Consider the following 12,152-nt stretch of genomic DNA (forward strand, 5'->3'; position numbering starts at 1 on the left):
AACTTTCCACACCCATCCCATGCAGGAGAGTGTCGTATCAGGTATTAGACCCCGTTTCCGAAGCTTATCCCCAAGTGGAGGGCAGATTACTCACGTGTTACTCACCCGTTCGCCGCTCGTGTACCCCCGAAAGGGCCTTACCGCTCGACTTGCATGTGTTAAGCACGCCGCCAGCGTTCGTCCTGAGCCAGGATCAAACTCTCCGTAGAAAATTCCATCACTGACAAGAACAAAACTGACAATTGCCAGAATCATTAATGCCGAAAAAACAACCCAAACATCCAAAGATGAGGGCATACAAACTAATTCATCGACTATGACACACTGTTGAGTTCTCAAAAATCAGACACACACCTGACAGGCACCATTGCTGGTGTGCCTGGGGCTGGTCGCACCTCGTCACGTGGCCCTTGCGGGCCCGCTTGGGGCAACCCGGAGAACATTACGGGGTCGTCTCTGGCTCGTCAACTCGGGGTCGACGTACCCGCGTCGTGGCCGGTCGGTAGGCCGACACGGACGGCTCTCCAGGCGTCCAGAAGCGCCACGGACGGTCGGGAGCGCCCCGCAGTCCGACGCGCGGCCCAGCCTCCCAGCGAGGCGGCGGAGTGCCCGGCTCGAGGGTGATCTCCCCCGTCCGGAGGTCGGTGCCGTCGTGGGTCAGCGCGATGGCCAGGGCGTTGCAGAGACGGGCCGGTCCCCGGGCCAGGTCGCGGTCGCTGGACCGCGGTCGGCGGCTCTGGGCGAGCTCGATCCCGTCGACCACCTCCCCCGCCCGCAACAGGATCCCGCCGGCGGTCCCCTCCGGTCCGGCGACCGCGTTGGCGCACACGTGCATGCCGTAGGTGAAGTAGCAGTAGAGGTGACCGGGAGGCCCGAACATGACCTCGTTGCGGGGCGTGCGGCCACGAAACGCGTGGGAGCCGGGGTCGGCCAGTCCGGCGTACGCCTCGACCTCGGTCAGGCGGACGGCGACGTCTCCGTGGCGCAGCACGGCGTTCAGAAGGAGCGGGGCGACCTCGTGGACGGGGCCGCCCAGCAGCTCCGCCAGGTCAGGCGAGACGCTCACGCTGGGTGGCCACGCGCTCGAGCAGCTCGGCGAGCTGCTCACGGACCCGGACCGGGGCGGTGCCGCCGCGACCGTCGCGGGACGCGACGGACCCCTCGGCGGTGAGGACGAGGCGTACCTCCGGGGTGAGCGAGGGCGAGATCTCGGCGAACTGCTCGTCGGTCAGCTCGTGCAGCTCGATGCCGAGCTCCTCACAGCGGCGTACGCAGGCGCCTGCGACCTCGTGGGCCACCCGGAAGGGCGTGCCCTCGCGGACCAGCCACTCCGCGATGTCGGTGGCCAGGGAGAAGCCCTGCGGGGCCAGCTCGGCGAGGCGCGCGGTGTCGAAGACCAGGGTCTCGACCATGCCGGTGAACGCGGGCAGCAGCACCTCGAGGGTGTCGACGGAGTCGAAGACCGGCTCCTTGTCCTCCTGGAGGTCGCGGTTGTAGGCCAGCGGCAGCGCCTTGAGCGTGGCCATCAGCCCGGCGAGGTTGCCGATCAGCCGGCCGGCCTTGCCCCGGGCCAGCTCGGCGATGTCGGGGTTCTTCTTCTGCGGCATGATGCTCGACCCGGTCGACCACGAGTCGTGCAGCGTGACGAAGCCGAACTCGCGCGTCGACCAGAGGATGACCTCCTCGGCGAGCCGGCTGATGTCGACGCCGGCCTGCGCGGTGACGTAGGCGAACTCGGCGACGAAGTCGCGCGCGGCGGTGCCGTCGATCGAGTTGGGCGAGGAGCCGGTGAAGCCCAGCTCGTCGGCGACCCCGGTGGGGTCGAGGCCGAGGCTGGAGCCGGCCAGCGCCCCGGAGCCGTACGGCGAGTCCGCGGCGACGCGGGCGTCCCAGTCGAGGAGCCGGTCGACGTCGCGCACCAGGGGCCAGGCGTGGGCCAGCAGGTGGTGGGCGAGCAGCACCGGCTGTGCGTGCTGGAGGTGGGTGCGGCCGGGCATGACCACGTCGAGGTGGTCGCGCGCCTGGGAGGCCAGGGTCTCGACCAGGTCGAGCAGCAGGCTCCCCAGCACGCGGCTGTGGTCGCGCAGGAAGACCTTGAAAAGCGTGGCGATCTGGTCGTTGCGGCTCCGGCCGGCGCGGAGCCGGCCGCCGGTGTCGGCGCCGACCTCGTCCAGCAGCATCCGCTCCAGCGCCCCGTGGACGTCCTCGTCGGAGGCGTCCGGGGCGAGGTCGCCCGCGGCGTACCGCTCGTCCAGGACGCCGAGGCCACGGGTCAGCTCGGCCAGCTCGGACTCGGTGAGCAGCCCCGCCCGGTGGAGCGCGTTGGCGTGGGCCCGGGAGCCGGCCAGGTCGTAGGGGGCCAGGCGCCAGTCGAAGTGCGTGGACTTCGACAGGGCGTCGAGCTCGGGCGACGGTCCGCCGGCGAAGCGCCCGCCCCAGAGCTTGCCCTCGTTGGTGCCCTGTCGTTCCTTGGGAGTCTCGTCGGCCATCAGTCGGTTCCGGACTCCATCGCGGCGTGGTCGAGCGCCTCGTCCTCGGCATCGCGCGCCGACGGGTTGTCGGTGATCCGGTCGAAGCCGCCGGCAGGGAGCTCCCCGAAGAGCGTGCCGTTCTCGACCAGGACCTGGCCCTGGTCGAGCGGCTGGCCGGCGTACTGCTCGAGCTTGGCCCGCGAGTCGGCGATGTCGAGGTTGCGCATGGTGAGCTGGCCGATCCGGTCGGTCGGGCCGAAGGCGGCGTTCTCGGTGCGCTCCATCGAGAGCTTGTCGGGGTGGTAGGACAGGGCCGGGCCGGCCGTGCGCAGGATCGTGTAGTCCTCACCGCGGCGCAGCCGCAGAGTCACCTCTCCGGTCACCAGCGAGGCGATCCAGCGCTGGATGGCCTCACGCATCATCAGCGCCTGCGGGTCGAGCCAGCGGCCCTCGTAGAGCAGCCGGCCCAGCCGACGGCCCTCGGTGTGGTAGTTGGCGACGGTGTCCTCGTTGTGGACGGCGTTGAGGAGCCGCTCGTAGGCGATCCAGAGCAGCGCCATCGCCGGGGCCTCGTAGATGCCGCGGGACTTGGCCTCGATGATCCGGTTCTCGATCTGGTCGGACATGCCCAGGCCGTGGCGGCCACCGATGACGTTGGCGTCGTGGACCAGCGCCACCGCGTCGTCGTACGTCGTGCCGTTGAGGGCGACCGGCCGGCCGGCCTCGAAGCGGATCGTGACGTCCTCGGTGGCGATCTCGACGCTGGGGTCCCAGAACTTCACGCCCATGATCGGCTGGACCGTCTCGAGCGACACGTCGAGGTGCTCGAGGGTCTTGGCCTCGTGGGTGGCGCCCCAGATGTTGGCGTCGGTGGAGTAGGCCTTCTCGTGGCTGTCGCGGTAGGGCAGGCCGCGCTCGGTGAGCCACTGGCTCATCTCGGTGCGGCCCCCGAGCTCGTGGACGAAGTCGGCGTCCAGCCACGGCTTGTAGATGCGCAGCTCGGGGTTGGCGAGCAGGCCGTAGCGGTAGAAGCGCTCGATGTCGTTGCCCTTGAAGGTCGACCCGTCGCCCCAGATGTCGACGCCGTCCTCGTGCATGGCGCGCACCAGCATCGTGCCGGTGACCGCGCGGCCCAGCGGCGTGGTGTTGAAGTAGGCGCGCGAGCCCGAGCGGATGTGGAACGCACCGCACGCGAGCGCTGCGAGGCCCTCCTCTACGAGCTGGGGCCGGCAGTCGAGCGACCGTGCGATCTCGGCGCCGTACTCCTTGGCACGGTCGGGCACGCCGTCGATGTCGTCCTCGTCGTACTGGCCGAGGTGGGCGGTGTAGGTGCAGGGGACCGCACCCTTCTCGCGCATCCAGGCGACCGCGACCGAGGTGTCGAGTCCGCCGGAGAAGGCGATGCCGACGCGCTCGCCGACAGGAAGACTGGTCAGGACCTTGCTCACGTGGGTTCCTTCGTTGTGTCGTTCTGGGTGGGAAGCTCGGCGAGGGCGAGGAAGCGCCGGGCGAGGTCTACTCCCCCGGTCGGGTCGCGGCCGATGACGAGGACGGTGTCGTCGCCGGCGATGGTGCCGAGGACGTCGGGGAACTCCGTCTTGTCGAACGCGGAGGCGAGGAACTGGGCGGCCCCGGGCGGGGTGCGCAGGACGACCAGGTTGGCCGAGTGGTCGGCGCTGACCAACAGGTCACCGCAGAGCCGGGCGAGGCGCTGGATGGACGCGCGGGTCTCGCTGGGGGCGGAGGGCCGGCGGTCGCCACCCTCGCTGGGGACGGCGTAGAAGAGCGCGCCGGAGGCGTCGCGGACCTTGACCGCCTCGAGCTCGACGAGGTCGCGCGACAGCGTCGCCTGGGTGACGTGGACGCCCTCGCCGGCCAGCAGGTCGGCGAGCTGGCCCTGCGAGTGGACCTCGCGATGGGTCACCAGGTCGATGATCAGCTGGTGGCGGGAGTTCTTGGTGGTGGGGCGGACCGCGGACTCACTCATGCGAGTCTCCCGCCGCTCCGACGAGGAAGGTCAGGATCGCCTTCTGTGCGTGGCGGCGGTTCTCGGCCTCGTCCCACACGACGCTCTGCGGACCGTCGATCACCTCGGCGGCGATCTCCTTGCCGCGGTAGGCCGGCAGGCAGTGCATCACGATCGCGTCGGGCTTGGCGTGGGCGAGCAGCTCGGGGGTGACCGACCAGGCGGCGAAGACCTCGGCGCGCGAGGTCGCCTCGTCCTCCTTGCCCATCGACACCCAGGTGTCGGTCACGACCACGTCGGCACCGGTCACGGCCGCGACCGGGTCGGGCTCGTCGGACACCGACCCGCCGGCGTACGACGTGATGTCGGCGGCGCGGCGGAACATCTCCGCCGACGGGACGTAGCCCTCGGGCCCGCTGACGATGACGTGCATGCCCGCGGTGGCGCCGGCGAGCAGCCAGGAGTTGCCCATGTTGCAGGCGGCGTCGCCGACGAAGGCGACGCGCAGCCCGGCGAGCTCGCCCTTGTGCTCCTGCACGGTGAGCAGGTCGGCGAGCAGCTGGCAGGGGTGGAAGTCGTCGGTCAGCGCGTTGACCACGGGGACGCCGGCGTGCTCGGCCATCTCCTCGAGAGCGGTCTGGGCGAACGTGCGCCACACGATCGCGGAGGCCTGGCGGCCGAGCACCTTGGCGACGTCGGAGACCGACTCACGCACGCCGATCCCGGCGAGGGTCCCGTCGACGAGCATCGGGTAGCCGCCAAGCTCTGCGATGCCGGCCGCGAACGACGCCTGCGTGCGCAGAGTCGGCTTGTCGAAGATCATCGCGACGGTGCGCGGGCCGCCCAGCGACTTGGCGTCGTACGGCGCGGCCTTGAGGTCGGCGGCCAGCCGCAGCACCTGCGCCTGCTCGTCGGGACGCAGGTCGTCGTCAGCGAGGAAGTGCCTCATGACTGGCCCTCGAACGCCTCGTCGAGGATCGCCGGCCACGCCGTGAGGAAGGCCTCGGCGTCGTCCTGGGTGAGCACGAGCGGCGGCGCGAGCCGGATGCGGTGCGGTGTCGGGTTGTTGATGATGAACCCGTGTGCGAGCGCGCCCGCCGTGACCGCGGCCGAGACCTCGGCCGCGAGGTCCAGCCCGATCAGCAGCCCCTCGCCGCGGACCTCGGTGACCCGCGGGTCGGCCGCGAGGCCGTCGCGCAGCTTCTGGCCGAGGGCCGTGACGTGCTCGAGGAGACCGTCGGTCTCGATGGTGCCGATGACCGCGAGCGCCGCGGCGCAGGCGACCGGGTTGCCGCCGAAGGTAGTGCCGTGGTTGCCCGGCTCGAGCAGCGTGCCGGACTCCCCCACCCCGATGCAGGCGCCGATCGGGATGCCCCCGGCCAGGCCCTTGGCGACGGTGACGATGTCGGGCGTGACGCCCGCCGAGTGGTGGGCGAACCAGCGGCCGGTGCGACCGAGGCCGGTCTGGATCTCGTCGAGCCACAGCAGCGCGCCGTGCTCGTCGGCGATCGTGCGGGCCGCGGCCAGGTAGCCCTTGGGCGGCGTGACGACGCCGGCCTCGCCCTGCATCGGCTCGAGCAGGATCGCGGCCGTGCGGTCGGTGACGGCCGCGGCGAGCGCCTCGGCGTCGCCGTAGGGCACGAACGTGACGTCGCCGGGCAGCGGCTCGAACGGGGCGCGGTAGGCCTCCTTCGAGGTGAGCGCGAGCGCGCCCATGGTGCGTCCGTGGAAGCCGCCCTGCGCCGCGACCACGTGAGTGCGGCCGGTGCGGCGGGTCAGCTTGAACGCGGCCTCGTTGGCCTCGGCGCCGGAGTTGGTGAAGAAGACCTTGCCCGGGCCGGCGTCCAGCAACGCGAGGAGCTTCTCCGCGAGCCGGACCTGCGGCTCGCTGGCGAAGAAGTTGGAGATGTGGCCGAGCGTGCCCAGCTGCGCGGTGACCGCCTCGACCAGTGCCGGGTGGGCGTGGCCGAGCGCGTTGACCGCGATGCCGCCGAGCAGGTCGACGTACTCCTTGCCGTCGGTGTCCCAGACGTGGGCGCCGGCGCCGCGGGTGAGGACCAGCTTGGGCTGTCCGAAGGTGTTCATCAGCGAGTCGGCGTAGCGCTCGCCCCAGGTGTGCTCTTGGGTGTCGGTCATGACGGGGTGTCCCTCGCCTTCCGCGTCTTCGTCTCCACGCCGGGCAGGACCTGCGTGCCGACGCCCTCGTTGGTGAAGAGCTCGAGGAGTACGGCGTGGAGCTGGCGTCCGTCGACGACGGTCGCGCGCGGCACCCCGCCCTGGACGGCCTGCAGGCAGGCGCCCATCTTGGGGACCATCCCGCTGGCCAGGCTCGGCATCAGCTCGGCCAGCGACTCGGGGTTTATCTCGCCGATCACGTCGTCGGAGCTGGGCCAGTCGAGGTAGAGACCCTCGACGTCGGTCAGCACCAGCAGCTTCTCGGCCTTGAGCGCGACCGCGAGGGCGGCGGCGGCCAGGTCGGCGTTGACGTTGTGGACCTGGCCGTCGACGTCGGGCGCGACGCTGGAGACGACCGGGATCCGGCCGGCCTCGATCAGGTCGAGCACGGACTCGGGGCGCACGTGGGCGACCTCGCCGACCAGTCCGAGGTCGACCTCCTCGCCGTCGACGATGGTGTTGGTCTGCTCGGCGGTGAACAGGCCGGCGTCCTCGCCGGAGAGGCCGACGGCGAGCGGGCCGTGCTCGTTGATCAGGCCGACCAGCTCGCGCTGGACCTGCCCGACGAGCACCATCCGCACGACCTCCATGGCCTCGGGGGTGGTGACGCGCAGGCCGCCCTTGAACTCCGACTCGATGCCGAGCTTGTCGAGCATCCGGGAGATCTGTGGGCCGCCGCCGTGCACCACGACCGGCTTGAAGCCGGCGAAGCGCAGGAACGCGATGTCCTCGGCGAACGCGCGCTTGAGGTTGTCGTCGGTCATGGCGTTGCCGCCGTACTTCACCACCACGATCTTGCCGTGGTAGCGCTTGAGCCACGGAAGGGCGTTGGCCAGGACCTCGGCCTTGGCAGGGTCGGGCTTGCCGGGTGTCTGGGTCATGAGCTGTAGGCACTGTTCTCGTGGACGTACGCGTGGGTGAGGTCGTTGGTCCAGACGGTCGCGCGGGCGTCGCCGGACTTGAGGTCGATGGTCACGCTGACCTCGCGGGGCTTGAGGTCGACCAGCGCCGGGTCGGCGTCCGGCGTGGAGCTGCGGCAGACCCAGACACCGTTCATCGCGACGTCGAGGTCGGCCGGGTCGAACGCGGCCTGGGTGGTGCCGATGCTGGCCAGGACGCGACCCCAGTTGGGGTCGTTGCCGAAGACCGCGGCCTTGAACAGGTTGCTGCGGGCGACGCTGCGGCCCGCCTCGACGGCGTCGTCCTCACTGGCCGCGTTGAGCACCGTGATCGCGATCTCGTGGTCGGCGCCCTCGGCGTCGCGCAGCAGCTGCATCGCGAGGTCGGTGCAGGCCTGCGTCAGCGCGTCGGTGAAGTCGGGCAGCGTCGGCGTGATCCCGCTGGCGCCGCTGGCCATCACGGTGACGGTGTCGTTGGTGGACATGCAACCGTCGGAGTCGAGCCGGTCGAAGCTGACCCGGGTCGCGGCGCGCAGCGCCTGGTCGAGGTCGGCGGCGGGCACGACGGCGTCGGTGGTGAGGATGACCAGCATGGTCGCGAGCTGGGGCGCGAGCATCCCGGCGCCCTTGGCCATGCCGCCGATCGACCAGCCGGCGCCCTCGACGACGACCTGCTTGCTCACCGAGTCGGTGGTCATGATCGCGGTCGCCGCGTCTGCCCCGCCGTCGCCGGACAGGGCGGCGTACGCCGTGTCGACGCCGGCGAGCAGGTGGTCGCGGTCGTTGGCGAGGCCGATCAGCCCCGTGGAGCAGACCACGACGTCGCCGGGGGCGACGCCGAGCACGGAGCCGACCTTCTCGGCCACCGCATGGGTGGTCTGGAAACCGTCGGGGCCGGTGTAGCAGTTGGCACCGCCGGAGTTGAGGACGACCGCGCGCACGACGCCGTCCTTGACCACCTCCTGGCTCCACAGGATCGGGTTGGCCTTGCAGCGGTTGGCGGTGAAGACGCTCGCGGAGTCGAAGGCGGGCCCGTCGTTGACGACGAGCGCGAGGTCCTTGGCTCCTGTGGACTTCAGGCCGGCGGGGATGCCCGCGGCCCGGAAGCCTGCGGGGGTGGTGACGGTCATGTCTTCTTCTTCCGGGTGGGCTTGACGGGGACGGCGAGGTCGACGGTGTGCCCCTGTCGTCGCCACGCCTCGGCCGCAGCCTCCGCCTTGGCCACCGGGACCAGGATCCAGTCGGTGTCGTACGTCGAGATCGTGAAGACGCTGATCTCCGCCTCAGCCAGCGGCGCCAGCAGCGCCGCCAGCACCCCGGTCAGCGCGAAGTCGAGGGTCCCCATCACGGCGAAGGCGGTCATGCCCTTGTGGGCCACCTGCTTGGTCGGCACGTTGCGGCCCGCGCACACCAGGGAGGTCTCGGTGGCGGTCGCCGTGATCGAGAACAGCGAGGACGACTCGGCCCACTCCGGGATCTCCGCGCCGGGCGGCAGCTTCACGACCGCGAGCTTCTCCGGGAACTGCTGCAATGTGTAGGTGGGGTGGAGCGACTCCGTCGCTCCATTGGGAGTACTCGCTTCGCTCGTACTCCCGGTCTGCTCGGTGCTCTGGCTCTCGGTCATGGTGCGATCCCAACTGTCGTGAGGCCCAGGCCCTCGTCGAGGCCGAGGGCGAGGTTCATGCACTGGACGGCGGCGCCGCCCGTGCCTTTGGCGAGGTTGTCGACGGCGCCGACCGCCACCAGCCGGCGGGCGGCGGGGTCGACGGTCACCTGGAGGTGGACGGCGTTGGAGCCGGTGACCGACTTGGTCTGGGGCCACTGCCCCGGGGCGAGCAGGTGCACGAACGGCTCGTCGGCGTACGCCGCGGCGTAGACGTCGTAGGCCTCCTCCGCCGAGACGTCGCCGCGCAGGGGTGCCGAGCAGGTGGCGAGGATGCCGCGCGGCATGGGGACCAGCAGCGGTGTGAAGCTGACCCGCACGAGGTCGTCGCCGTCGAGCAGCCCGGAGAGGTTCTGGGTGATCTCGGGGGTGTGCCGGTGGCTGCCGCCGACGCCGTAGGCGCTGGCGTTGCCCATGATCTCGCTGCCCAGCAGGTGCGCCTTGGCGGCCTTGCCGGCGCCGCTGGTGCCGGACGCGGCGACGACCACGACGTCGGGCTCGATGATCCCGGCGGCGACGGCGGGGGCGAGCGACAACGTCGAGACGGTCGGGTAGCAGCCGGGTACGGCGATCCGGGTGGCGCGCGCCAGGATCTCGCGCTGACCGGGCAGCTCGGGCAGGCCGTAGGGCCAGGTGCCGGCGTGGGTGCCGCCGTAGAACGTCTCCCACTCCGCCGCGTCCTGGAGCCGGAAGTCGGCTCCGCAGTCGATGACCACGGTGGACTCGGGCAGCTGGGCGGCGATTTCGCCGGACTGGCCGTGCGGCAGCGCGAGGAAGACCACGTCGTGGCCGCCGAGGGTGCCGAGGTCCGTGGGCTCCAGCACCCGGTCGGCCAGCGGGACGAGGTGGGGCTGGAGAGTTCCGAGCCGCTCCCCCGCGTTGGAGGCGCCGGTCAGGGCACCGATCTCCACGCCGGGGTGCGCGAGCAGGAGGCGGAGCACCTCACCGCCGGCGTACCCACTAGCACCGGCCACGGCCACAGTCGTCATGTGCATGACTATACATAGAACTGCATGGTTATCGTGATCTGGCCGAAAAGGACGAGACAGTGTCCGTGGCCGGGTCTAGGTTCCCGAACATGCCTCCAGCCATGACGCGACTCGCCTTCCCGGACTACCTCGAGCACCTCCGCAGCGACTCCGCGCGCTTCCGCGACGTGCTGGCCGACTGCGACCCGGCCGCGCGGGTGCCGGCCTGCCCCGACTGGGACGCCGCCGACCTGCTGTGGCACCTCGCGGGCGTGCAGTGGTTCTGGGCGTCGGTCATCCGCAAGCGCCCGGCCGGGCCCGGCGAGGACGACCCCGGCCCCGACCGTCCGGGCTCCTACCCGGCGCTGCTGGCGTTCTTCGACGAGTGCGCAGCCAGCCTGGTCGCCCAGCTGGAGGCGGCCGACCCGACCGAGCCGGCGTGGTCCTGGGCTCCCGAGCAGACCGTCGGCTTCACCTTCCGGCGCCAGGCGCACGAGGCGCTCATCCACCGGCTCGACGCCGAGCAGACCGCCGGCGAGGTCACCGGTCTCGACCCGCGGCTGGCCGCTGACGGGGTCGCCGAGCTGATGGACGTGATGTACGGCGGCGAGGCACCCGAGTGGGGCCGCACCGAGATGGGCGAGGAGCTGGTCGAGATCCAGATGACCGACGTCGAGCAGTCGCTCTTCGTCCGCCCCGGGATGTTCTTCGGCACCGATCCCGACTCCGGGAAGAACTACGACGGCCCGCACCTGCTGCTGGCCGAGCCGGGCGACGCCGCTGCCGTCGTACGAGGTAAGGCGGCCGACCTCGACGCCTGGCTCTGGAAGCGGCGCGACGACTCGGGCATCGAGGTGAGCGGCGACCGCCGGGTCTACGACGCCATGATCAGCGCGGTCAGCGAGCCTCTCACCTGACCGTGTGGCGCCGGGGTGCAGGATCGGGGCATGACCACACCACCGCCCTACCGCGCCGCCGATGACCGCTACGACTCCCACGCCTACCGGCGCTGCGGGCGCTCCGGGCTGAAGCTGCCGGCAGTCTCCCTCGGGCTGTGGCACAACTTCGGCGACGACAAGCCGGTCGAGACCCAGCGCGCGATCCTGCGCCGGGCGTTCGACCGCGGGGTCACGCACTTCGACCTGGCCAACAACTACGGTCCGCCGTACGGCTCGGCCGAGACCAACTTCGGCAGGATCTTCGCCGACGACTTCCGGCCCTACCGCGACGAGCTGGTGATCTCCACCAAGGCCGGCTACGACATGTGGCCGGGGCCGTACGGCGAGTGGGGGTCGCGCAAGTACCTCCTCGGCTCCCTCGACCAGAGCCTGGCCCGGATGGGGCTGGACCACGTCGACATCTTCTACAGCCACCGGTTCGACCCCGAGACCCCGCTGGAGGAGACGATGGGCGCCCTGGCGACCGCCGTGCAGTCCGGACGGGCGACCTACGCCGGGATTTCCTCCTACTCTGCCGAGCGGACCCGCGAGGCGGCCGGGCTGCTGCGCGAGATGGGCGTGCCGCTGTTGATCCACCAGCCGTCGTACTCCATGCTCAACCGCTGGGTCGAGGAGCCGTCGGACGACGGGGCGTCACTGCTCGACGTGCTCGGCGAGGAGGGCGTGGGCTGCATCGCGTTCTCGCCGCTGGCGCAGGGGATGCTGACCGACCGCTACCTCGACGGCATCCCGGAGGGTTCGCGGGCAGCCCAGGGCAAGTCGCTCGACCCCTCGCTGCTGAGTGACGAGGCGGTGGCGCACGTCCGCCGGCTCAACGAGATCGCCCAGGGCCGCGGGCAGTCGTTGGCGCAGCTCGCCCTGGCGTGGGTGCTGCGCGACCCGCGGGTGACGTCGGTGCTGGTCGGGGCCAGCAGCGTGGCCCAGCTCGACGACAACCTCGACGTGCTCGACAACCTCGAGATCAGCGCGTCCGAGCTCGATGCGATCGAGCAGGACGCCGTCGACTCGGGGATCAACATCTGGTCGGCGTCGTCCGAGACCTGACCTCGTC

Annotated in this window: 12 protein-coding genes and 1 rRNA gene; 2 read left to right on the forward strand and 11 right to left on the reverse strand. The window is 71.0% G+C overall.

The annotated features are described in order from the left end of the window. From BLR90_RS14180 to argC, 11 genes are all read right to left on the reverse strand, one after another. A 16S ribosomal RNA gene (locus BLR90_RS14180) occupies positions 1-209 on the reverse strand; the annotation flags it as partial. A gap of 233 nt (positions 210-442) precedes the next feature. Next, complete coding sequence (locus tag BLR90_RS14185) at positions 443-1,066, reverse strand: DNA-3-methyladenine glycosylase (protein ID WP_091025891.1); 624 nt, start codon at positions 1,064-1,066, stop codon at positions 443-445. Then, positions 1,050-2,489, reverse strand: a complete 1,440-nt coding sequence (gene argH, locus BLR90_RS14190; RefSeq protein ID WP_091025892.1) for an argininosuccinate lyase — start codon at positions 2,487-2,489, stop codon at positions 1,050-1,052. Before argH ends, BLR90_RS14185 begins: the two co-directional genes overlap by 17 nt. Continuing rightward, positions 2,489-3,919, reverse strand: coding sequence for an argininosuccinate synthase (argG, locus tag BLR90_RS14195; protein ID WP_091025893.1), 1,431 nt, complete (start codon positions 3,917-3,919; stop codon positions 2,489-2,491). The genes argH and argG overlap by 1 nt, the downstream gene beginning before the upstream one ends. Next, complete coding sequence (locus BLR90_RS14200) at positions 3,916-4,458, reverse strand: arginine repressor (protein ID WP_091025894.1); 543 nt, start codon at positions 4,456-4,458, stop codon at positions 3,916-3,918. Before BLR90_RS14200 ends, argG begins: the two co-directional genes overlap by 4 nt. Next, positions 4,451-5,386: an ornithine carbamoyltransferase gene (gene argF / locus BLR90_RS14205; RefSeq protein WP_091025895.1), complete on the reverse strand. Its 936-nt coding sequence runs from the start codon at positions 5,384-5,386 to the stop codon at positions 4,451-4,453. The genes BLR90_RS14200 and argF overlap by 8 nt, the downstream gene beginning before the upstream one ends. Then, positions 5,383-6,573, reverse strand: a complete 1,191-nt coding sequence (locus tag BLR90_RS14210; RefSeq protein WP_091025896.1) for an acetylornithine transaminase — start codon at positions 6,571-6,573, stop codon at positions 5,383-5,385. The genes argF and BLR90_RS14210 overlap by 4 nt, the downstream gene beginning before the upstream one ends. Further along, complete coding sequence (gene argB, locus BLR90_RS14215) at positions 6,570-7,493, reverse strand: acetylglutamate kinase (protein WP_091025897.1); 924 nt, start codon at positions 7,491-7,493, stop codon at positions 6,570-6,572. The genes BLR90_RS14210 and argB overlap by 4 nt, the downstream gene beginning before the upstream one ends. Next, positions 7,490-8,641: a bifunctional glutamate N-acetyltransferase/amino-acid acetyltransferase ArgJ gene (gene argJ / locus BLR90_RS14220; protein ID WP_091025898.1), complete on the reverse strand. Its 1,152-nt coding sequence runs from the start codon at positions 8,639-8,641 to the stop codon at positions 7,490-7,492. Before argJ ends, argB begins: the two co-directional genes overlap by 4 nt. After that, positions 8,638-9,135, reverse strand: coding sequence for an ACT domain-containing protein (locus BLR90_RS14225; RefSeq protein ID WP_091025899.1), 498 nt, complete (start codon positions 9,133-9,135; stop codon positions 8,638-8,640). Before BLR90_RS14225 ends, argJ begins: the two co-directional genes overlap by 4 nt. Further along, the gene (argC, locus tag BLR90_RS14230) at positions 9,132-10,169 is read right to left on the reverse strand and encodes an N-acetyl-gamma-glutamyl-phosphate reductase (protein ID WP_218029390.1); all 1,038 of its coding nucleotides are present in this window, start codon (positions 10,167-10,169) and stop codon (positions 9,132-9,134) included. The genes BLR90_RS14225 and argC overlap by 4 nt, the downstream gene beginning before the upstream one ends. An 83-nt stretch (positions 10,170-10,252) precedes the next feature. Here argC and BLR90_RS14235 point away from each other — a divergent pair, with 83 nt between their 5' ends. Together BLR90_RS14235 and mgrA are read left to right on the forward strand one after the other, a co-directional pair. Further along, a complete protein-coding gene (locus BLR90_RS14235; RefSeq protein ID WP_245715324.1) occupies positions 10,253-11,059 on the forward strand; it encodes a maleylpyruvate isomerase N-terminal domain-containing protein in 807 nt (268 codons plus the stop codon). A 30-nt stretch (positions 11,060-11,089) separates the two neighbouring features. Further along, a complete protein-coding gene (mgrA, locus tag BLR90_RS14240; protein ID WP_091025901.1) occupies positions 11,090-12,145 on the forward strand; it encodes an L-glyceraldehyde 3-phosphate reductase in 1,056 nt (351 codons plus the stop codon). Positions 12,146-12,152 lie beyond the last annotated feature (7 nt).

The organism is Nocardioides szechwanensis (assembly GCF_900103935.1).
In the GTDB taxonomy this organism is placed as follows: Bacteria; Actinomycetota; Actinomycetes; order Propionibacteriales; family Nocardioidaceae; genus Nocardioides; species Nocardioides szechwanensis.

Excerpts from the sequence above, each read along its gene's own strand:
- argH (WP_091025892.1), bottom strand. The coding sequence starts at position 2,489 with ATGGCCGACGAGACTCCCAAGGAACGACAGGGCACCAACGAGGGCAAG.
- BLR90_RS14200 (WP_091025894.1), bottom strand. The coding sequence starts at position 4,458 with ATGAGTGAGTCCGCGGTCCGCCCCACCACCAAGAACTCCCGCCACCAG.
- argF (WP_091025895.1), bottom strand. The coding sequence starts at position 5,386 with ATGAGGCACTTCCTCGCTGACGACGACCTGCGTCCCGACGAGCAGGCG.
- BLR90_RS14210 (WP_091025896.1), bottom strand. The coding sequence starts at position 6,573 with ATGACCGACACCCAAGAGCACACCTGGGGCGAGCGCTACGCCGACTCG.
- argB (WP_091025897.1), bottom strand. The coding sequence starts at position 7,493 with ATGACCCAGACACCCGGCAAGCCCGACCCTGCCAAGGCCGAGGTCCTG.
- argJ (WP_091025898.1), bottom strand. The coding sequence starts at position 8,641 with ATGACCGTCACCACCCCCGCAGGCTTCCGGGCCGCGGGCATCCCCGCC.
- BLR90_RS14225 (WP_091025899.1), bottom strand. The coding sequence starts at position 9,135 with ATGACCGAGAGCCAGAGCACCGAGCAGACCGGGAGTACGAGCGAAGCG.
- argC (WP_218029390.1), bottom strand. The coding sequence starts at position 10,169 with ATGCACATGACGACTGTGGCCGTGGCCGGTGCTAGTGGGTACGCCGGC.
- BLR90_RS14235 (WP_245715324.1), top strand. The coding sequence starts at position 10,253 with ATGCCTCCAGCCATGACGCGACTCGCCTTCCCGGACTACCTCGAGCAC.
- mgrA (WP_091025901.1), top strand. The coding sequence starts at position 11,090 with ATGACCACACCACCGCCCTACCGCGCCGCCGATGACCGCTACGACTCC.